Below are 20,904 nucleotides of genomic sequence, written 5' to 3' on the forward strand. Positions count from 1 at the left end.
CAGCGGGCCGGGGGTCCGGTCGACACCACCACGACCGGCCGGCCGGGGTCGGTCCCCCGCGCCGGCCGGGCCGCGCGCCGGCGGCCGCAGAGCCGGCTCAGGCCGAGACGGCCGGCGGCAGGTGCTGCTGGTCGAGCTCGGGCGTCGCGTCGCGCCGCGCGCCGAGCCGGGTCACGCCCGCGACGGCGGCCGCCGCGACGGCCAGTGGCACCGCGAACAGCCCGAAGAGCCCGCGGCCGGACCACCCGGCGTCGACGAGGGCCCCGGCGACGAGCGGGGCAACGATCGCGCCGACCCGTCCGACGGCGAGCGCCCAGCCCACGGCCGTCGCCCGCACGGACACGGGGTACAGGCTCGGCGCGACGGCGTACAGCAGCGCGCCGTTGGCATTCACCAGGAGCCCGACGAGCACGGCGGCGGCCATCGTCGCGCCGAGGCTGCCGAGCGCCATCGTCATCAGCCCGAACGCGATCGCGCCCAGCAGGAGGGCGGCCACGGCCAGCTTGGTCACCGCGACCCGCAGGGCGAGGGCGGCGACGATCAGCACTCCGACGACGCCGCCGGCGTTGAGCAGGATCCCGCCGCTGATCCCCTGCTGCGCGGACAGTCCGCTCTGCTCCAGCAGCCGCGGGGTCCAGCTCCCGGCGAAGTAGGTCGCGGCGAACAGGCAGAAGAACGCCACCCAGAGCAGGACGCTGCGGATCCCGTTGCGCCCGCGGAGCACGTTGCGCCCGACCCCGGTCGCGGCCCGGTCGACGGGCGCCGGCAGCGCGTCCAGCGGCGCGATGCGCATCCGGGCGAGGATCGTGTTCATCCTGGCGAGCGCCCCGGCCGGGCGGCGGGCGGCGAGGTAGTCGATCGACTCGGGCAGCACCGCGGCCATGGCCGAGACGGTGACCAGGCTGAGCACGGCGCCGAGCAGGAACGTCGCCCGCCACCCGTACCCGGCGGTGACCAGCGCGGCGATCGTGCCGCCGACCACACCGCCGAGCGGGAGCCCGACCGCGAAGAACGCCGTCGAGGTCCCGCGGCCGCGCCTGCTGGAGTACTCCGCGATGATCACCGGGAGGCCGGCGATCACACCGCCGACGCCGATCCCGGTGAGCACCCGGCAGAGGCCGAGCTGGACGCCGCCCGTCGTGAGCGCGGACAGGAACATCCCGACCGTGGCCACGGCCAGGCAGGCCAGCGTCAGCGGGCGCCGGCCGATCCGGTCCGCCAGCGGCGCGACCAGGGCGGAACCGAGCGCCATGCCGATCGGGCCGCTGCTCAGCAGCAGCCCGACCTGCGATGCGGTGAGGTGCCACTCGGCGGCCACCCCGGAGGCGGCGAAGGCCATCACGAGGATGTCGAAGCCCTCGACGACGTTCATCACCAGGCACAGCGCCACGACCATGACCTGGAACCTCGTCATGGGCGATCTGTCGATCACGTCGCGAATATTCATGGACGCACCTTTGGGTCTCTCGGGGGGTGTGCCGGATTCGGCCGCGTGAGCATCGGGCGGATCGAAGATCGGCGGGGCGGTCCGGTCCGTGCAGTGGACCGCCGTCTGAGCCGGTCAGCCGGGCAGCACCAGGCTCCCGTCGACCCGGCGGGGCACGCCGGCGGCCGGGACGTCGCGCAGCTCGTCCGGGAGCACGTCGGCCGGAGCGTCCTGCCAGGTCAGCGGCCGCAGGAACCGGCGGATCGCGGTCGCCCCGACGGAGGTGTGCAGGCTGTTCGTCGCCGGCCACGGCCCACCGTGGTGTTGCGCCCAGCTCACGGCGACACCCGTCGGGTAGCCGTTGAAGACGAGGCGGCCGGCGGTCCCGGCGAGGACGCCGACCAGTTCGAGGACCGGCTCTCCGGCACCGGTGTGCACGGTCGCGGTGAGCGACGCGGGGAGCCGGCGCAGGACGGCCGTCAGCTCCGCGGGCCCGGCGTAGCGGACGACGACGGCGGCCGGCCCGAAGTACTCGGCGAACGCCTCATCGGGGAGGTCGTCCGCCCGGGCGGTGACGAGCAGCGGCGCCACCGTGAACCCCGCGTCGGCCGGGTCACCCGCGGCGACGGCCCTGACGCCGGGGGCGCACGCGAGCCGCGCGGTGTCGTCGACGTAGGACCGGTGGATGCGTTCGTTGAGCAGCGGGACGACGCTCGCGCCGCCGAGAGCGGCAGCCGCCGCGGCCACGACGGCGTCACCCGCCTGCCCGTCCGGGACGAGGACGAAGCCCGGCTTGGTGCAGAGCTGGCCCGCCGACCCCGTGACCGAACCGACGAGACCCGCGCCGATCTCGCCGGCCCGTTCGCGCGCGGCCGCCTCGGTCACGACCAGGGCGTTCAGGCTGGAGAGCTCGCCGTAGAACGGGATGGGCTCCGGGCGGGCGTCGATGATGTCGAGCAGGGCCCGCCCACCGGAGAGCGATCCGGTGAAGCCGACGGCCCGGATCGCCGGGTGCGCGACGAGCTCCTGCCCGGCCCGGCGCCCGAACACCAGGCCGAGCGTCCCGCGCCGCAGCCCCGCGGCCTGCAGCGCCCCGGTCAGGACCTCGTGCACGAGTCGCGAGGTGCCCGGGTGCGACCCGTGGCCCTTCACCACGACCGGGTTGCCGGCGGCCAGCGCCGACGCGGTGTCCCCTCCCGGCACGGAGAACGCGAGCGGGAAGTTGCTGGCACCGAAGACGGCGACGGGGCCGATCGGGACGAGCATCCGGCGCAGGTCCGGGCGCGGCCCCATCGGCGTCGGACCGGCGTGGTCGATCGTGGCCTCGAGGTAGCCGCCGTCGGTCACGACGTCGGCGAAGAACCGGAGCTGGAAGGCCGTGCGGGTCAGCTCACCGTTCAGCCGGGTGTCGCCCAGCGCGGTCTCGGTGTCGGCGATCTCGACGATCGGCGCGCGGGCGGCCTCCAGCGCGTCGGCGAGCGCGACGAGCACGCGGGCCCGTCCGGCCCGGTCCAGTGCGGCGAGGGCCGGTGCCGCGTCGGCGGCGGCCCCGACCACGTCGTGAACGTGGTCGTCGGTGCTCTCGACCACCTCCGGGGGCAGGTCGAGCCCGGTGCGGGGATCGGTGCCGGTGACGGGACGGTGTTCGGTGGTGGTCACGGGAGTCCTCCAGGAGATCGGCGCAGGGACGGTCGGCGCAGGGACGGTCGGCGCTTCGGTCAGCGCGGTGGCAGCGCGGCGACGGTCTCGGTGTCCACGCCGACCGGGCCGAGGTGCGTGGCGCCACCCGGGGTGCCGAGCGGCGCGTCGCGGCCGGCCAGGACGACGTCGAAGAACGACGCGTTGTCCGTGGTGTTCCAGGCGGCGTCGGTGCCCGCGATCATGCGGTCGGCGACGGCCGCCGCGGTCGGGCAGGCCTGCTCGCACGCCCCGCAGTCGATGCACTCGACCGGGTTGATGTACATCTTCCGATCGCCTTCGTAGATGCAGTCGACCGGACATTCCTCGAGGCAGGACCGGTCGAGGACGTCGACGCAGGCGTCGGTGACGACGTAGGTCATGACGGTGCCCCTCTCGCTCAGATGAGTACGCCGGCCTCGGCGACGAGGGCGTCCGTCGAGTGGCCGGGGAAGGTCGAGGCGGTGGGGTCGAGGCGGACCGCGGCGTGGTTGACGGCCGTGGCCGCCTCGCCGAAGCCGACCGCGATCAGCGGAACCCGCCCGGGATAGGTGCAGACGTCGCCCGCGGCGAAGACGCCGGGCCGCGACGTCCGCATCGCGGTGTCGACGACGATCTTGCGGTCGGCGACGTCGAAGCCCCAGCCGAGCAGCGGGCCCGGGTTGGCGACGAAGCCCAGCGCGGCGACCACGCTGTCGCACCCGACCTCGGTGAGCCGCCCGGTGGCGATGTTGCGCAGGACGGCTCCGCTCACCCGCGTGTCCCCGCGCAGCTGCTCGACGACCGTCTCGGTGTGCACGCGGGCCGGTCCGGCGAGCACCTGGTCGACGGTGTGCCGGTGCGCGCGGAAGCTGTCGCGGCGGTGCACCAGCGTGACCTGGGCCGAGTGCTGCAGGGCGTCGGCCCAGTCGAGGGCCGAGTCCCCGCCCCCGACGACGAGCACGCGCCGGCCGGCGAGCTCGGCGGGGTCGTGGACGAAGTAGGTCAGGCCACGACCGAGGAAGTCCTCACCGCACGGCAGCGTGCGGGGTGCGAAGGTCCCGATCCCCGCCGTCACCACGACGGCGCCCGCCTCCAGCGCGCCGCCGTCGGCGAACCCGATCTCGAAGCGTCCGTCGTGGCGGTCGTCGAGCCGGACGGCCTGCCGGCCGAGCAGCATCTCGGTGCGGAACGGCCGGACCTGCTCGACGAGCGAGCGCACCAGGTCCCGCCCCTTGACCGCGGGGAACCCGGCGACGTCACGGATGACCTGCTCGGGGTAGAGCGCCGAGATCTGGCCGCCCGGTTCGGGCAGGGCGTCGACCAGCGCGACCGACAGCCCGCGCATCCCGGCGTAGAACGCGGCGAACAGCCCGGTGGGTCCCGCGCCGATCACCGCGACGTCGGCCACCGCTGCGGCGCTCACCGGGCCGCACCGTCGTAGATCGCGAAGACCTTGTTGGACACGAAGATGTTCGACGCGGCGAACGTCGTCCAGCTGGGCGCGACACCCAGCTCACGCATCGCCCCGACCAGCGCCCACCAGTTCAGCAGCTCCTGCTGGCCCGCCTTCTCGGCGTCCTCGAGGGTCGTGTGCTCCCAGACGGAGTGGTCGCCGGTCACCAGCGCGTCGTACATGCGCTCGTCGGCCGCCGAGTCCGGGAACAGCCGGAACGTCGAGTCGACCAGGAAGCTGTGCGACCAGCTCGAGCTCGCGACGAGCGCCACCCGGTACGGGCTGTCGGCGCAGATCCGGGCGACGGCCGCGCCGACGTCCATGATCCGCGACGGGCTCGGCGACGGGGGGTCGAGCTCGCGCTCGACGCCGAGCGGGGAGATGTTGCCCTGGTAGCTGATCACCTTGCGGCCGTAGCAGTTCAGCGGGAAGGCGACCACGGGGTAGTCGAACCCCTGGCGGTCGTAGTCCAGGTAGAGCACGGTGTTGAGGAACGCGTGGGCGAAGCCCGGGTGGTGCAGCGGCTCGTAGGCGTAGGGCACGTCGACGCCGCAGTTCATGAGTCCCTCGACGAGGTGCCTGGCGAACGGCCGGTGGCCGCGGATGGTGCGCGCGGTGTCCTCGCCCTCGCCCCAGACGTTCGGCTTGCCCTTCATGTTCGAGGACTCGTCGGCGTGCCGCCACGGATGGACGACCTTGTCCTCGTAGGCCAGCACGGCGTACGGCGGCACGAGGTCCTCGCGGAAGTTCTCGTACTGATCGTCGCCCCAGATCAGCACGACGTCGGGGCGGAACTCGTCGAGCGCCGCACGGGTGCGACGGAAGCCCTCCAGCAGCGCCGCCCGATGGGCCTTGCCCGCCGCGACACCCTCGTCGTCCGCCCACTCCCGGCGGGCCCGCTCCGGCCACGACGCCGGGTCGCGCAGCTCGGCGGGCAGCCGCGGATCGGCCAGCGCGCCGCGGAAGACCCTGGTCAGGTTGTCGTCCGTGCCGCTCAGGGGTGGGTAGTGCGTGACCCCGAGTCCCAGGATCTCGGCCATGGGTGCTCCTCCTCGTCGTCGAGCGGGTTGTGCCGTCGAGTCTCGGAAGCCCGGGCGGCCGCGACCACGACTCGGACCGGCCAGTGGACCGGCGGGTTACCGCAGCGGACCACCGCGCCGGACGATCGGAGCCGTGACCGACCTGATCGAGACCCAGGCGCCCGACACCGCGCGGCTCGCCCACGTCCTGCACCGCGCGCGAGCCGGACACGCCCTGCTCGACGCGACCGCCGAGACCGCTGCGCTCTCGCTGGACGACGCGTACGCGGTGCAGGACCGGCTGACGGCGCTGCGGCTCGACGAGGGCCGCTGCCACGTCGGGTGGAAGCTCGGCTACACCTCGGCGGTGATGCGCCGGCAGATGGGTGTGTCCGTCCCCAACCACGGCCCGTTGCTCGACGACATGGTGCGCCACGACGGGGCCACCGCGGCAGGGTTCCTGCACCCGCGCGTCGAGCCCGAGATCGGCATCGTCCTGGGCCGGGATCTGTCCGGGCCCGGGTTGCTGATCACCGAGGTCGCGGACGCGGTCGCCGAGGTCCGCGCCTGTCTGGAGATCGTCGACTCGATCTGGTGGGACTACCGGTTCTCCGCCGAGCAGAACACCGCGGACGGCTCGTCGGCGGCCGGGGTCGTCCTCGGGCCCGCCCTGGACGTCGACCCCCTCCGCTGCCATCGGGTGCCGGTCGAGCTCTCCGAGGACGACGTCCAGCTGGCCACCGCCGTGTCGGCCGCCGCGAGCGGGCACCCGCTGCACGCGGTCGCGTGGCTGGCCGCGGAGCTCGCGGCGCGCGGCCGCCACCTGCAGGCGGGCGAGCTGGTGATCACCGGCGGGCTCACCGCCGCCACGCCGCTGCGGGCCGGACGGGTCCTGTCGGCGCGGTTCGGGGGGCGCACCACCGTCTCGGTGCGCCGGCCGGCGGGCGAGCCCGACGCCGGGCTCGGTGCGCCGACGGCCGGCCGCTGATCGCCCGCGGCCCGGTCAGCGGCCCAGGGGGTGGCCGAGACCGCGGCTGATCGCGAGTGCGGCGGTGCGGACCGCCGCCTCCAGCCGCACCGGCTGCAGGCGCTGGGCCGGGCCGGTGACCGAGAGCCCCGCGACGGCGCGGTGCCCGTCGCGGCCCACGTAGCTCTCGACGACGATCGCCGCCGCCACGCAGACGATCCCCCGGGTCCCCTCCTCGCGGTCGTAGGCCAGACCGGTCTCGCGGATCCGGTCGAGCTCGCGGCGGAACCGGGCGGGGTCGGTGATGGTGGTGCTCGTCCGCGCGGGCATCGGCCCGCTGACCACCCGGTCCACGGCACTCTCGTCGCTGAAGGCGAGTATCGCCTTCCCGAGCCCCGTGCAGTACGCGGGCAGCCGCGCCCCGACCGCCGACGGCGCAGGGACGCTGTGCCGCCCGGTGAGCTTCTCGATGTAGATGATCTCGGTGCCGTCGAGCACCCCGAGCTGCACGATCTCCCCGGTCGCGATGAGCAGGTCGGACATGAACGGCAGCGCCGTGGCCCGCAGCCGCCGTGAGGCCGGCACGTGCTGGCCGAGCTCGAACAGGTGCAGCCCCAGCCGGTAGCCGTAGCCGCCGCGCTCCAGCATCCGATGCGCCACGAGGTCCGTGGCGGGCCGGTGCACCGTGGCCTTCTTCAGACCGGTCCGGCGGGCGAGCTCGCTGAGCCCGACCTCGCCGGGGGACTCGGCGACCGCGTCGAGGATGAGGAGCAGCCGGTCGCCCACCGACCGCTGCTCCCCCGCCTCGTCGGCGCTGATGCGCATGCGACGCCGCTCAGCGCGAGCCGAGCAGGTCCCGCCAGCGACGCCAGAACGCACGCTGCTGGATCTCGTCGGCCGCGGTGAACGGCTCGCCCGTCGCCTCCTTGTGGATCCCCCGCGAGATGTCCGACCACGGTGACTCCGCCGCGGCGGCGAAGCCTTCCTGGCAGGACTCGCAGGCCTCCATGTCGTCCGGCGTCGCCAGCCCACCCGGGCCCTGGAAGGTGACGTAGGAGTCCAGCCTGCGCGCGCGCACCGACTCCGGCTCGCCCTTCGTCGCGAGCGTCCACTGCGCGATGACGGTGCGACCCGCGGAGGTCGGGGTGATGGTGCGGATCACGACGCCCATGATGTCGTTGATGACCAGGTTCGGGAAGACGAGCAGGTTGCGGTCCGTCGTCGCGATCCGCCGGGCGCGGTCCGTGTCGAACCGTTCCTCCAGCTCGGTCCTCCGTGCCTCGACATAGGCGTGGTTCTCCTCGCCCATCGACGGGGTCCAGCGCGCCACCGGCCGTGCCCACGGTCCCTCGACGGTGATCACCGCATGTCCGTCACCGAGATCGCGGGCCTCGGTGGGCCTGCGCGGATCGAGGTAGGAGTCCTCGGTCGACTTGAGGTAGTCGAAGTAGGTGCGGTGCAACGGGATCAGGTGGTAGCCGTCGAGGCTGTTCTCGACGAAGAGCTTCCAGTTCGCCTCCATCGAGTACTCGTGCATCCCGTCGACCACCTCCATCTCCGGGGACTGGTCGGCCACCAGGTCGAGGTACTCGCGCGCCTCACCGAGATAGGTGGGCAGGTCGACGGCGTCGGGGTCGAAGCAGCAGAACACGAAGTCGCGGTACACGGCCACGCGGGGCGGGGAGCTCAGGCCGAACCGGGACCGGTCGAACCCCGGCCCGTACCCGTCGGCGTCGGGCAGCCCGGTGAGCCGACCGTCGTTGGCGTAGGTCCAGGCGTGGTAGAAGCACGACATGCCGCGGGCGTTGCCGTCGGGGACCCGGCACAGCTGGGCGCCGCGGTGCCGGCAGGCATTGAGGAAGACCCGGACCTCGCCGTCGGTCCCGCGCCAGAGGATCAACGGTCGTCCGGCCACGGTGCGGGTGCGGAAGTCGCCGGGCGCGGCGATCTCCGAGGTGTGGCCGACGTAGAGCCAGCACCGGTCGAAGACGGCCTGCTGCTCCTCGGCGAACACCGCCTCGTCGACCATGGCGGCCCGGTTGACCCGGAAGAAACCGTCGGTGGGGCGGTCGTCGACGAGCCCGGCGGTGGGGGTGGTGGCGGCGGGTTCGAGCAGTTCGGTCATGTCTCCAGCTCCTTCGCTAGGAGGCCGGCAGGCCCAGCAGGGCGGCCGGGTTGTGCGTGCGGACGGCGGCGGCGAGGCCTGCCGGCAGCAGGGGGTCGTCGAGGAAGGACACGGGATCCACGGGCATGAACGGGTGGTCGGTGCCCAGCACGATGCGGTCGGCGCCGACGACGTCGACGAGGAGCCGCAGCAGGGCGGCGTCGAACAGCAGCGGGTCGTACCAGAGCCGGCGCGCGGACTCGACGGCCGACTCCGGCATCAGCTCCCGCAGCGCGGGCGTCGTGTCCCGCAGGAAGTCGATCCGGGGCAGCTCGGTGACCAGCGAGCCGGCGCCGTGGCTCGCGAGCAGCCGAAGGCGGGGTCTGGCCGCGATCGCGCCGGTCGCGATCAGCCCACCGATCGCGGTGCCGATGCTGGCCGGGAACAGCACCCCGTTGGCGGCCATCGGGTGCGGGTAGTCCGCCACCCCCGGGCCACCGACGGCGTGGACGAAGACCAACAGCCCGAGCCGCTCGGCCTCGTCGAGGAACCCGGCCCAGGCGGCGGTGTGCAGGGCGGCCGTCGGCGGGCCGGCAGGCAGCTCGACGCCGACGAGCCCCGCGCCGGCGACGTCGGCCAGCAGGGCCGCGGCCGCGTCGGGGTCACGCAGCGGCACGACGCCGAGTCCCGCGTAGAAGCCGCCGTGGCGCGGCAGCTCCCCGGCGAGCCAGTCGTTGAAGGCGCGCGCGTAGTCGACGGCGTCGGCCGGGGGCGCCCAGGGGGCGAACAGCTCCGGCATCGCCGACAGCAGCTGCCCGGTCACGCCGGCCGCCTGCGCGGCGTCGCGGCGGGCGTCGAGGTCCCACGCCACCCGCCGGACCGTCCGGAAGATCTTCCCCGCCACGAGCACGTCGCCGGTGTCGGGTCCCGGTTCGAGCCGGGCCCACCGCGGGTCGGCGGTCACGAGGCGGTCGAGGAACGGGGTCGCGGGCGGCACCACGTGGGTGTGCAGGTCGTGCACGACGACGCCCCTACAGGATGATCGAGACGGTTCCGCCCGCCTCGACGATCCCGTGGTCGAGCGTCGCGACCCGCTCGCGGACGAGGAAGCCCGCCCCGTCGGGCACCAGGACGAACCGGTAGGTCCCCAGGAAGTGGTCGAGCTTGCCGAGCCGGGTGCGCATGACGTGGAAGTTCGCCGCGACGGTGGCCTCCCCCGCGTCGCCGACCGGGCCGTCCAGCACCCGGACGTTGGTCACGAACCGGCGGGTGCGCGAGCGCGGGCTCTCCGCGTGCGCGTGCTTGCTCTTGAGCCGGGCGACCCGCCCGCCGAGGCGCGTGTGGTCGTCGTGGATCACCTGCAGCGTGTGCCGCGGGTCCAGATGGTCGGAGCCGGGCGCGGGGACGCGGTACTCGACGTCGGGGTGCATGAGAGCGAACCAGTCGTCGAGCCGCCACTCGTCGAGCAGCGCGGCCTCGCGGTAGAGGAACTGTTCCACCTCGTGGTGGAAGGCCGCCGTGGTCGGGGTCAGCGACGCGGTCATCGGGCCTCCAGGGTCAGCAGGACCTCGGCCAGCCCCTCCGGGTCGGCGAGGAAGGGGCTGTGCGAGCCGTCCAGCCAGGTCACCTCGGTCCCGAGCCGCGCGCGGGCGGTCTCCGCGGCCCAGGCGCCGGAGACCGCCCGGTCGGACCGGCAGCCGACGTAGTGCATCGGCACGTCCGGAAAGGCCGTCAGCGGCGTCGGTTCGGCGACGGGCGTGGGCGACTGCGGGCGCAGCCGCGCCGCGGCCGCGGCGGCGACCTGCGGCGGGCAGTCGTGGTAGAAGAGCTCGGTCGCGACGTCGGCGGGCCAGACGGTCCGTCCCTGGTCGTCGCGGCCCTGCTTCGGCAGCCCCTCGGCGTGGAACCAGTCGGCCATGGGACGTCCGGCGCCGAGCTGGTCGCGCCACGAGCGGCCAGGGTCCGGGAGCAGCGAGGCGAGGAACACCAGCGCGCCGACCCGGACCCGGTCGGGCACCAGCGGGATCGCGAGCCCGGCCAGCGAGTGGCCCACGACGACGTCGCGGCCCGGCTCGCGGACCGCGCGGGCGATCACGTCGGCGTACGCGGCCGCGCCGGCGCCGATCTCGTCGGACGGCAGGGTGACGGCGGTGGCGTCGTGCCCGCGCCGGCGCAGCGCCTCGACCTGGTCCGCCCAGCACCACGGCCCGTGCCAGGCGCCGTGCACGAGGACGAAGTGCGTCATGGCCGGCCCTGCGGCACGGCGGCGGCCTGCTTCTCGGCGAGGGTCTGCCCGCCGACGAGGACCTCCGTCGCCGGGACCTCGACGAGCCAGACGCGCACGGACGCCTCCGGCACCGAGATCGCCGCCGCGGCCGCGGCGGACACCGCCCGGATCAGCGCGTCCTTCTGCTCCGGGGTCCGGCCGGCACCGAGGTTGACCTGGATGAACGGCATGGGGGTTCTCCTCTACTCCGCGCCGAGGGTGACGCTGCCCAGCCCGCTGAGCGTGGCGGTGACGGTGCTGCCGGGCAGCAGGGGGACGGGGGCGGTGAGGCCGCCCGAGAGCACGACCCAGCCCGCCTCGAGGCGGCGGTCGGTGGCCACGAGCTGGTTGGCCATGTAGGCGACGGCCGCTGCCGGGTGACCCATCACGGCGGCACCGGCGGCGGACTCCACCACCCGGCCGTCGACCTCGAGCACGCAGCCGGTCAGTGCGAGGTCGCCCCTGGGCTCGACCAGGTCGTCCCCGAGTGCGAACACGGCGGAGGACGCGTTGTCGGCGATCGCGTCGAGGTGGGTGAACCTGAACCCTTCGTACCGGCTGTCGATCACGTCGAGCGCGGGGCAGACGTAGCGGGTCGCGGCCAGCACGTCGGCGACCGTGACGCCGGGGCCCTCCAGGGGCTCCCCCAGCACGAACGCGATCTCGGGCTCGACGCGCGGGTGGATCAGCTCCTCGAGCAACAGCCGGCTGCCGGAGTTGCGGGCCATGCCGCTGGTGACGAGCCCGTACAGCGGACGGTCCACACCCATGGCGATCTGCTTCGCCCTGCTCGTGAGACCGAGCTTGCCGCCGACGAGCCGCTCGCCGCGGCCCAGCCGCAGCCCGACCACGCCGCCCTGCACCTCGTAGGCGACGGCCAGGTCGGTCAGCCCGTCGCCGCTCAGCGGGGCGATCGGCGCCGTGCCGGTGGCGGCGTCGTCGAGCCGTGCGGCCCATGTCGCGACGTCGGTCATGCCGCACTCCCCACGGCCGAGCTGAAGGTGACGCCCACGTGGCCGAGGTGCTCGAAGTCGGCCCGCACGGTGTCCCCGGGACGCATGTCCACCGCACGCGTACAGGTGCCGGGCATGATCAGGTCGCCGGCGCGGAGCACCCCGCCGCCGGGCGCGATCGTGTTGGCGAGCCAGGCCACGGCCTGGGCCGGGTTGCCCAGCACCGCCCCGCTCGCACCGGTCTCGACGATCTCGCCGTTGCGCCGCAGGACCACTCCGATCAGCCGCGGGTCCAGCCCGGCGATCGGGGTCCGGACCCCGCCGAGCACGACCCGCGCCGACGACGCGTTGTCGGCGACGGTGTCGACGATCCCGATCTGCCAGTCCTCGATCCGGGAGTCGATGATCTCCAGGGCCGGGAGCACGAAGGCGGTCGCCGCGAGGACGTCGGCCACGGTCACCCCGGGCCCCTGCAACGGCTGGTCCAGGACGAACGCCAGCTCCGGCTCGACGCGCGGGGCGATCAGGGCGTCGACGGGCAGCGGCTCGCCCTCGGGGTGGAACATGGACCCGAGCAGGTGGCCGAAGTCCGGGCGGTCGACACCGAACTGCTGCTGCATGACCCGGGCGGTCAGGCCGACCTTGTGACCCCGCACGGAGTCGCCCTGCGCGACGCGCAGCCGGACGCCCTCGAGCTGGATCCGGTAGGCGTCGTCGACGTCGGCGCCCGGGTGCCGGCGGCTGATCGGCTCCACCGGGACCGAGCGCTGCTCCGCGTCCCACAGCTGGGCGGCCAGCTGCCGGACATCCTCTTCGGTGAGTGACATGGCCCCAGCGTCGGAGCTGTGTGGGCTCCGAAGTAGCGATCGGTCCGTCGAGTGGACCGGTCGGCTCGCGGGGTGTCAGGCCGCCCGGTCGTGCGCCTGCGCGCGCACGTCCGTGAGCAGCGCCGGGTCGAGTCCCGACGACGCCCGGACGACGCTGATCTGCCCGCTGCGCTCGAGGACGACCCACCCGACCTCCCGCGGGTCCCCGATGCCGGCGAGCCGCAGCCGCTGGCGGACCTCGTCCTCGGTCACCCGGACCCGGCGCATCGCCTCGTGCCGCATCCCGCCGGCGTCCATGAGCAGCACGGGGTCGCGGTCGAGGAGGCGGCGGACGGCACGGCTGCGCCGGCAGCGACCCAGCAGCCGCTGGACGGCGAACAGCGTCGTGAGCGCGACGACCCCGGTGCCGAGGGTCGGCACCTCGAGCAGCGTCGTCCGGCCGAGCACCGCGCCCGACGCGGCCACGCAGGCCAGCTCGTACCCCGACAACGCGACGAGGCTGCGCTGGCCCGAGATCCGGACCAGCGCGACGAACAACAGGTACATCGCGACCGTCGCCACGACGACCCGTACTGCCGCCAGCGGGTCGATCCCCAGCTCACCGGGCACTGCACTCTCCCGCAGGAGCCGCCGCACCCGCTCGGACGCACTGCACGGCCGATCCCGGTGCGCGCGGGACCGGGCTCATGGTGTCGAGGGGTCGTCCGCCGGTCGCGCACCCGGTCCGGGGAGTGGACCGCCACGGCCGCACGGTCAGCTGGCGGGGACCTTCGTCTCGACCCACTCACGGACGACGTCGGCGACCTCACGCCAGCCGTGGTCGAGAACGAGCGAGTGCCCGCGGTCGGGGAACTGCCGCAGCTCGGTGACCGCGGGCGACTTCGCGTAGAGCTTGTATGCCGCCCGCGTCACGACGTCAGGGACCGTGTGGTCGCGGCCGCCGGAGACGAACAGCAGCGGGCCCCGGGTCGCGTTGGCGACGTCGACCTTCGCCGGGCTCGACGACCGGAAGTTCGCCGCGGCGGCCTCGAAGAGCGGCCGGCCCGGGCCGGGGATCGTGAACTGCTCGTAGAGCGCATCGGACTCCGCCGCGTCGATCGCGTTCCCGAACCCGTACCGGAACTGCTTGGCCGTCAGCGAGACCGCGCGCTTGGCGTTCCCGGGCTTGCCGAGCACGGGGAAGCCCGACCGCAGCTGTGCGAACGGGAGCGGCTTGACCCCCTTGATCTGTCCGGGGTCGATCGCGACGGCCGCGCGGGCCAGCCCCTGGCCGAGCAGCTTCTGGGCGATCAGGCCGCCGAAGGAGTGCCCGATCACCACCGGCGGCTGCTCGAGTCCGGCGATGATCCCCGCGTAGTGGTCGGTGACCTCGGCGATGCCCTTGCCGGCCAGCCGCTCCGGGTTGGCCCGGGTCTCCGCGACGGTGGCGCCGTCGCCCGGCCACCCCGGGGCGATCGGGTCGTAGCCCGCCTCGCGGAACAGGTCCACCCACGGCGACCAGGAGGACGAGTGAATCCACAGACCGTGGACGAAGACGACGCGCGTGCGGGACATGGCCTGCTCCTCGGAGCTCTGTCGGGCGGAAGTACAGCATATGTAGACGAACTAGTACGTCCGCACGCTAGCAGCTACCCTTCGGGGAGAGCCGCATGCAGCACCTCACATCAGCGGCCGCGGGGTCCGGCGGTATCGGACCGGCCCGCGCCGAGAGGAAGGACGAGAGCAGTGACCCGGGCCGACAGCCCCTCGACCAGGCCGGGGTCACCGGTCAGAGCGCGGATCCTTGCGGCGGCCGACCGCCTGTTCTACGGCGAGGGCATCCGCGCGGTGAGTGCCGACCGGATCATCGGCGAGGCCGCGGTCAGCAAGGTCACGTTCTACCGGCACTTTCCGACGAAGGACGACCTCGTCCTCGCCTACGTCGAGGGACGATCACGGCTGGAGCGCGACGGCATCGACGCGCTCCTGCGGGCCCACGCCGACGACGCGTGTGCCGCGCTCACCGCCCTGGCCGGAGCCATCGAGGACCTCGGCTGTGCCGAGGACTTCCGGGGCTGCCCGTTCATCAACGCCGCGGCGGAGTACCCCCGGCCCGACCACCCGGTGCGGCAGGCCGTCGACCGGCACCGCGACTGGTTCGCGGACACTGTGCGGGAACAGGTGACGCGGCTGGGCGTCGCCGACGCCGACGCCGACGGTGTCACCCGGCAGCTGGTCATGCTCCGCGACGGCGCGATGGTCGCGGGCTACCTCGACGGTGACGCCGACCCGTCCACGACGCTCGCCGAGGCCGGCCGGGCGATCGTCGGAGGCGCCCTGCAGAACTAGGGGTATCGGCGCCTTCGGCGGGTTCACGCTCCTCGACCGGTCCGTAACGAAACGTGTCGGTCGCCCGAGTCACCTGGTCCGCACGGTCGTCGAACGCGAGTGGGGTCGCGATGGACAGGATCGACGTCAACAGGGCCGACGCCGCCGAGCTGGCGGGCATCCCGGGGATCACCGAGGCGCTCGCCGACGCGATCGTGGCCGCCCGCGCCGCGGCTCCGCTGACCGGTGTCCGCGATCTCGCGGCCCTGCCCGGCATCACGGTCGACCAGCTGGTCACGCTCGCCGAACACGTCCATTTCGCGGATCCCCGCGCCGCGACGACGGCGCTGCCGCCCGGACGGAGCCTCGTCCAGGGCCGGGTCGTCGACCTGACCAACGGGCGCGCCGTCGAGGGCGCCACCGTGGTCGTCTACGTCGCCACGACGCCCTCGCCCACGAGCGGCGACTTCACCCCGCTGGTCGGCGTCACGACCGAACGCGCCGGCTACTTCCAGTTCCTCCGGCCCACCACCGGCTTCACCGCGGCCAACGCGGCCGTGACCGTGAACGGTGTGCACCGGGTCCCGATCCGGTTGGCCGATCCCGACCCGGCGACCGGGACGGGGCTGCTCCCCGAACGGCTCGTCCTCGTCGTCGAACCAGCGAAGGACCCGCTGTACTCATCCGGCTGCGGCTGCGAGGACCTGACCTTCAGCGCCCGCGGCGAGGTACTCGAGGAGTTCTCCTACTTCACGGTGGTCCGCACCACCGATCCGGAGATCACGCCGCTCGTCCTGGCCGAGAGCCCGTCGGTGACGCTCGACGAGGTCGCCGGGCTCAGCCCGATCCTCGAGCACGAGCTGCTCAAGGGCGTGAAGGGCATCGGGCAGCTGTGGTCGGCGGGGCGCCCACCGGGCGCGGATGCCGGCGCGGGCGACGCCGCGGTGCTCAAGAAGATGTCGGTCTCCCGCAGCGCCCTCGAGCACGTGCTCACGACGCGCGGACGCATCGACGGCGAGTCCGTCGAACCGATCCTGCACGTCGACGCCGCCCAGAAGATCAAGGGACTGCTCAAGCCGACCAAGAAGCCCGCCCCCGGGCGGGTCGACCTCACCGCCGACACGGCGATCGACTGGGACGCCTCCCCCACCCTCTACCAGGCCACCACGCTCGCGTTCGGGCACGTCCTGCACCTGAGCCACGAGTGGTCGTCGGACGGGTACTCGCTCGGTGACCTGCTCTACAGCCTCCCGCTGGCCCCCGGCCAGAAGAAGCAGGTCGTCATGGTCGACTGGGAGCGCCGCGAGTCCGCCGCGAACGTCCAGAGCCAGGACTACCAGGAGAGCCTCGACAACGCGCTCAGCCGCGACCGCGACGTCAACGAGATCGCGAAGGGCTCGGTCGGCGAGCGCAGCCGGGGTGGGTCGGAGTCGAACGTCTGGGGCTGGGGTGTCGGCGGGGGCGTGGGCGCGATCCTGCCGATCGAGGTGCCGATCGGCGCGCTCGTGGGGGCGGGCGGCGGCGGTGGCCACGCGGACGCGTCCGCGTGGCAGCGGTCGAGCCGCAAGACCAGCGCGAGCACGATGCAGTCCATCCGTGACGCGACGGTGCAGTCGGCCAACGCCGTCCGCAGCCAGCGCAGCACCGTCGTGCAGTCGGTGACCCAGGGCGAGCGGTTCGAGGTCTCCGCGGAGTCGGTGGCCAACTACAACCACTGCCACGCGCTGACCATCGAGTACTTCGAGGTGCTGCGGCACTTCCGGATCGACCAGCGCCTCGTCGACGTCTCCGAGTGCGTCTTCGTCCCGTTCGCCATGTCGTTGTTCGACCCCGACAAGGCGATCCGCTGGAAGGAGGTGCTGTCGCGCTACCTGCTGGACCGCCGCCTGCGCGGCGGTTTCGCCGCTCTCGAACGCATCGCCGCGGACTACGCCGGGAGCGACCTGCCGACCGGCATCTTCGCCGACGAGCAGCTCACCCACGTCGACGGAGAGCTGCGGCTGGTGCTGAAGCTCGCCAGGCCCGCTGACGACGCGGACGGCGCCTACGCCGCCGACAGCTGGCGGTGGATGCGCGCGCTCCTGCCGTGGACCGATCCCGCCGAGTTCCACGCGCGCTACCTCGCCGGCACCGACGCCCGCGACGAGGCGTTCGCGCGCGCCGTCGGCCAGCAGGTCGCGGAGGCGATCGTCGACAACATCGCAGTGACCGCCGTCCTCGACAACGGCGAGGAACGCGACCTGAAGCTCGACCTGTCCCTGGTGTCGGACTTCCGCAACGGCGTACCCATGACGGTCACCGCGCGCATGACCGGCCCGCTCGGCGCGCTGCGCCGACGCGACATCGCGTTCGTGCGCGTCGCGTCCACCGTGACGACGCTGACCTTCCCCGACCTGAGCGCGCTCTTCCCCGAGACCGACTTCACCGCGACGGTGCCGACCCTCGCCACGGTCCTGCCGTCGCACTCACGGCTGCTCGTCGACGCGGGGTTCCTCTCCTACCGCACCGCGCACCGGTCGGACCATCTGTTCCGCGACCAGCGGATCCGCAACGACCTGTCGGGGATCGACGACGTCGTCGTCCACACCCCGCTCAACACCGAGGAGCTGCGCAACCCGCGGCGGGAGGACCAGGAGCTCGCGGCGCGGCTGCTCGCACACCTCAACGACAACATCGAGTTCTATCACAAGGTCATCTGGACGACGATGACGCCGGAACGCCGGTTCCTGCTGCTGGACCGCATCAAGGGCCCGGCCTCCGTCGGCGGGCGCAGTCTCGCCTCGATCGTGGAGAACCGGGTGCTCGGCGTGGTCGGCAACTGCGTCGTGATGCCGGTGGCGGCGGGCTTCGTCCTCGATCCCGCGCTGGAGAAGGCGCTCGTCGACCCGGTCACCGGCGAGGCCCGGACGCTGCTCGACCTCTACCAGCCCGAGGCCGTCGACCCGATCCGGGTCAGTGTGCCGACGAAAGGCGTCTTCGCCGAGGCCGTCATGGGCCGGTGCAACAGCTGCGAGAAGAAGGAGGAGGACCGGTTCTGGCGCTGGGAGGAGTCGCCGATCCCCGACAGCCCGACCGCGATCCTGCCCGTCTCGACCGACTCCCGGCGCGCCGAGCCGCCCGACCTCACCCCGCAGCAGTTCCCGACGCCCGTGGTGACGGTCCAGAACGCGCCGTCACTGCCCGACCCGGCGGGGCTCGCCGGGCTCCTCGCCCTGCTCGGCAACGCGGACACGTTCCGCGACATGGCCGGGCTCTCGGAGACCCAGCGGAACTCCCTCGCCGCGCTGCAGCGGGCCATGGGGACCGCGGAGTACTTCGGCGGCCAGGCGGCGGGCCTCACGAACCTGGCCGCGCAGGTCTACATGGCCAAGGAGGGCATCGACAAGACGCTGTCGAAGATCCAGCAGGCCAAGGACCAGCAGCTCATCGACCCCGGCACCGCCACCGCGCTGACGAAGAAGGCGCTGGAGTCCGCCCTGCCCGCCACCGCCGCGGAGCCCGGCGTCACCGCGACGAAGGAGTTCGGCGACATCGTCAGGAGCGCCGTCACCAGCCCGGATGCCGAGATCGCGGTCACCCGCCCGGGCGGCGAGTCGGTCTCGATCCGCAAGCGCGGCGCCACGACGGCCGAGGACTCCGGGACCGGTCCGTCGGCCGACGGCGACCGGCCGGCCCCGCGGCCCGACCGGCCCAGCGACCCGCCCTCCCGACCGGGGCTGTTCGCCACCCCGGACGAGCGGCTGACGGCACCGCCGCTGGGCATGCTCGTCGCCTACTTCTCCCAGTGGGAGAACGACGAGCGGGTCCCACCGGGGGCCAGACGGCTCTTCTCCCGGGGCCGGGTCCAGAGCCTCGGCCAGCAGCTGCGGGCCGACCACCTCGACCACCACCGCAGCACCGCCGAGCCGCTCGACGCGGCGATGGTGGCGGAACTGGCCCGCCGGCTCGCGGCGTCGACCGAGCCGGCCGCCGCGGCCGAGTTCCTCGCGCTGCTGTTGTGCCACAACCACACGCGTTCCCAGAGCCGCCGCCTCTCCTCGATCAGCTACGAGTCGATGGCGTTGCCGTGGGACCGCACCGGTGGTGACGACACCGCGGTCACCTACCGCTACCGCGTCTTCGACGACGAGTCGAACGCGACGTTCCAGGACTTCGAGATCGCCCTCGAGCGCGGGGCACTGCCCGCGGACATCTACGAGGTCGGCGGTGCACCGAGCGGGTTCTACCTGATCTACGACCCCGACGAGCTCGGGCACGACGACCCGGCCGACTGGTACCACTACTTCCTCACCCGCACCGTCACGCACGGCATCGCCGCGGGCGTCGTCGAGCGGACCGGCGGGATCGGCCCGGCCCTCGACGACTGGAGCGCGTACTCCGTCGGCCTCTACGAGATCGTGACGTGGGTGGCCGGTCTGCTACGCGACGCGCAGCCCGACGCGGACGTCACCGACGAGCGTTTCGACGCCTGGCTGTTCGCCAACGCGCTGTCGTTCCTCGAGGAGGCCTACTACGGCACGAGCGGGGAGCAGGGCGAGACCGTCCGCGAGGGCCACGCCCAGCATCGGGGCGCCCGCGAGGCCGTCCTCGCCCTCAGTGACGCCGGGTTCGCGCCGGTGTGGCGGTGGTTCGTGCCGCGCGCGGGAACGCTGCAGATCTATCTCGGCGGCCTCCTCGACGAGGCGTCCTCGGCCGGGCCGAGCGCGGCGCTGCGCATCGGGGAACGGCTCGCGGACCTGGCCTCGTCGATCACGCCCTTCGTCGACCAGATCTGGGACTTCGACGGCGCCGTGCTCGTCGCGGCCGACGTCCCCCTCGGCGAGCACGTGCCCGCCCGCACGGAGGCCGACGCGAGCGGCGCCGCGGCCGGCGTCGTGGCGGCCGGGTCCCCCGAGTTCGACGCGCTCGTCCGGCTCGACGACCCGACCGTCGTCGTCAAGGACGAGGAGGGCAGCGGCGCCGACCGGATGATGACACCGCGCCTCGCGGAGCTCGTCGGGGTCCTGGCGGCACACGTCGCGCAGGCGTTCCCGGGGCGACGGCTGCGGCTCACCGAGGCGTGGGATCCCGACGGCGAGCACTCCCACAGCAGCCTGCACTACGAGGGCCGGGCAGCCGACCTCACCGTCGACGACCGGGACCGGGCCAAGCTCGGCCGGCTCGCCGCGCTCGCGGTGCAGACCGGGTTCGACTGGGTGCTGCACGAGAACGACCACGTGCACGTGTCGGTGCGCGCGGGCTGACCCGTCGATCCGGATATCAGGCACGATCGCCGCGACGCGGCACGACTCCCCACCCGATCGGTGGTCCGGCCGCGCGGACACCGTCTCGTCCTGGCACACATGCTGGACGCGACGCGTCCGATGATCGACGATCCGGCCGCACCGCACTGCGATCCGGACGAGAGGACGAGTCGATGGACGACCTCGACGAGCTGTGGGGCGCGCTCGACCGCGTCGCCGCCACCCCACGGCTGCTCGTCGCCTGCGACTTCGACGGGGCGCTGGCCCCCGATTTCGGCGACCCCGACAACGCGCGCGCCGAGCAGCCCTCCTCCGAGGCGCTCAACGTCCTGCTCGCGCTGCCCAGGACCACGGTGGCGGTCGTGTCGCGGCGCGACCCGGAACAGGTCGCCGAGCTCATGCTCCTGTCCGGGTCGAAGGGCGGGCTGCGCCACGTCGCGCCCGAGGCCGTCGCCGGGCTGCGCGACGAGGTCGACGCCACCGCGGTGTTCAGGATCAGCGCCGACGGCGGGAAGCCCCTGCAGCTGCGGTCGGACGACCTGGGGATCACGGTCCTGGAGGAGGGCGGGCCGGAGGCCGAGGCCCCCGGGTTCGCGGTCGAGGACACCGAGGGCGTCGCCGAGGTGCTGGAGGAGCTCGCCCGGCTGCGCCGCGGCATCTGACCGGCGGCGCGGCGGGCG

At 73.6% G+C, this 20,904-nt stretch carries 19 protein-coding genes; 4 read left to right on the forward strand and 15 right to left on the reverse strand.

Translation table 11 applies throughout. The features are described from left to right. Positions 1-97: 97 nt before the first annotated feature. The 5 genes from PSED_RS21520 to PSED_RS21540 all read right to left on the reverse strand — a co-directional run bounded on the left by PSED_RS21520 (position 98) and on the right by PSED_RS21540 (position 5,578). The gene (locus PSED_RS21520) at positions 98-1,414 is read right to left on the reverse strand and encodes an MFS transporter (protein ID WP_233899098.1); all 1,317 of its coding nucleotides are present in this window, start codon (positions 1,412-1,414) and stop codon (positions 98-100) included. Between the two features lie 147 nt (positions 1,415-1,561). Then, entirely contained in the window at positions 1,562-3,085 is a 1,524-nt protein-coding gene (locus PSED_RS21525) for an aldehyde dehydrogenase (NADP(+)) (RefSeq protein WP_013676357.1), read from the reverse strand. Between the two features lie 59 nt (positions 3,086-3,144). After that, positions 3,145-3,486 (reverse strand): ferredoxin, encoded by a 342-nt coding sequence (fdxA, locus tag PSED_RS21530; RefSeq protein ID WP_013676358.1) that lies wholly within the window; start codon positions 3,484-3,486, stop codon positions 3,145-3,147. A 17-nt stretch (positions 3,487-3,503) separates the two neighbouring features. After that, positions 3,504-4,508, reverse strand: coding sequence for an NAD(P)/FAD-dependent oxidoreductase (locus tag PSED_RS21535; RefSeq protein ID WP_013676359.1), 1,005 nt, complete (start codon positions 4,506-4,508; stop codon positions 3,504-3,506). Continuing rightward, positions 4,505-5,578, reverse strand: coding sequence for a DODA-type extradiol aromatic ring-opening family dioxygenase (locus PSED_RS21540; protein WP_013676360.1), 1,074 nt, complete (start codon positions 5,576-5,578; stop codon positions 4,505-4,507). Before PSED_RS21540 ends, PSED_RS21535 begins: the two co-directional genes overlap by 4 nt. 133 nt (positions 5,579-5,711) lie before the next feature. On the opposite strand from PSED_RS21540, the gene PSED_RS21545 reads away from it, so the two are divergent. Beyond that, positions 5,712-6,545, forward strand: coding sequence for a 2-keto-4-pentenoate hydratase (locus PSED_RS21545; RefSeq protein WP_013676361.1), 834 nt, complete (start codon positions 5,712-5,714; stop codon positions 6,543-6,545). 15 nt (positions 6,546-6,560) lie between these two features. Here PSED_RS21545 and PSED_RS21550 read toward each other — a convergent pair whose 3' ends face one another. From PSED_RS21550 to PSED_RS21595, 10 genes are all read right to left on the reverse strand, one after another. Further along, complete coding sequence (locus PSED_RS21550; protein ID WP_013676362.1) at positions 6,561-7,349, reverse strand: IclR family transcriptional regulator; 789 nt, start codon at positions 7,347-7,349, stop codon at positions 6,561-6,563. 10 nt (positions 7,350-7,359) lie between these two features. After that, on the reverse strand, positions 7,360-8,649 hold the full coding sequence (locus PSED_RS21555) for an aromatic ring-hydroxylating oxygenase subunit alpha (protein WP_013676363.1): 1,290 nt from the start codon (positions 8,647-8,649) through the stop codon (positions 7,360-7,362). A 16-nt stretch (positions 8,650-8,665) separates the two neighbouring features. Further along, on the reverse strand, positions 8,666-9,649 hold the full coding sequence (locus tag PSED_RS21560) for an amidohydrolase family protein (RefSeq protein WP_013676364.1): 984 nt from the start codon (positions 9,647-9,649) through the stop codon (positions 8,666-8,668). Positions 9,650-9,659: 10 nt separating this feature from the next. Next, a complete protein-coding gene (locus tag PSED_RS21565) occupies positions 9,660-10,172 on the reverse strand; it encodes an aromatic-ring-hydroxylating dioxygenase subunit beta (protein ID WP_013676365.1) in 513 nt (170 codons plus the stop codon). Beyond that, on the reverse strand, positions 10,169-10,873 hold the full coding sequence (locus PSED_RS21570; RefSeq protein ID WP_013676366.1) for an alpha/beta fold hydrolase: 705 nt from the start codon (positions 10,871-10,873) through the stop codon (positions 10,169-10,171). Before PSED_RS21570 ends, PSED_RS21565 begins: the two co-directional genes overlap by 4 nt. After that, positions 10,870-11,085, reverse strand: a complete 216-nt coding sequence (locus PSED_RS21575; protein ID WP_013676367.1) for a tautomerase family protein — start codon at positions 11,083-11,085, stop codon at positions 10,870-10,872. Before PSED_RS21575 ends, PSED_RS21570 begins: the two co-directional genes overlap by 4 nt. 12 nt (positions 11,086-11,097) lie before the next feature. After that, the gene (locus PSED_RS21580; protein ID WP_013676368.1) at positions 11,098-11,868 is read right to left on the reverse strand and encodes a 2-keto-4-pentenoate hydratase; all 771 of its coding nucleotides are present in this window, start codon (positions 11,866-11,868) and stop codon (positions 11,098-11,100) included. Beyond that, positions 11,865-12,674 (reverse strand): 2-keto-4-pentenoate hydratase, encoded by an 810-nt coding sequence (locus PSED_RS21585; RefSeq protein WP_013676369.1) that lies wholly within the window; start codon positions 12,672-12,674, stop codon positions 11,865-11,867. Before PSED_RS21585 ends, PSED_RS21580 begins: the two co-directional genes overlap by 4 nt. Before the next feature lie 75 nt (positions 12,675-12,749). Continuing rightward, the gene (locus PSED_RS21590) at positions 12,750-13,283 is read right to left on the reverse strand and encodes a DUF421 domain-containing protein (protein ID WP_013676370.1); all 534 of its coding nucleotides are present in this window, start codon (positions 13,281-13,283) and stop codon (positions 12,750-12,752) included. Positions 13,284-13,427: 144 nt separating this feature from the next. Further along, positions 13,428-14,228 carry an alpha/beta hydrolase gene (locus PSED_RS21595; RefSeq protein ID WP_013676371.1) on the reverse strand — a complete coding sequence of 267 codons (801 nt, stop codon included), beginning with the start codon at positions 14,226-14,228 and terminating at the stop codon, positions 13,428-13,430. Positions 14,229-14,399: 171 nt separating this feature from the next. Between PSED_RS21595 and PSED_RS21600 the strand changes: the two genes are divergently transcribed. The 3 genes from PSED_RS21600 to PSED_RS21610 all read left to right on the forward strand — a co-directional run bounded on the left by PSED_RS21600 (position 14,400) and on the right by PSED_RS21610 (position 20,886). Further along, a complete protein-coding gene (locus tag PSED_RS21600) occupies positions 14,400-15,002 on the forward strand; it encodes a TetR/AcrR family transcriptional regulator (protein ID WP_013676372.1) in 603 nt (200 codons plus the stop codon). 110 nt (positions 15,003-15,112) lie between these two features. Beyond that, complete coding sequence (locus PSED_RS21605) at positions 15,113-20,224, forward strand: helix-hairpin-helix domain-containing protein (protein ID WP_013676373.1); 5,112 nt, start codon at positions 15,113-15,115, stop codon at positions 20,222-20,224. A gap of 173 nt (positions 20,225-20,397) precedes the next feature. Beyond that, positions 20,398-20,886 carry an HAD family hydrolase gene (locus tag PSED_RS21610; RefSeq protein WP_013676374.1) on the forward strand — a complete coding sequence of 163 codons (489 nt, stop codon included), beginning with the start codon at positions 20,398-20,400 and terminating at the stop codon, positions 20,884-20,886. The last annotated feature ends 18 nt before the right edge of the window (positions 20,887-20,904 follow it).

It is taken from the genome of Pseudonocardia benzenivorans CB1190, assembly GCF_000196675.2.
In the GTDB taxonomy this organism is placed as follows: domain Bacteria; phylum Actinomycetota; class Actinomycetes; order Mycobacteriales; family Pseudonocardiaceae; genus Pseudonocardia; species Pseudonocardia benzenivorans.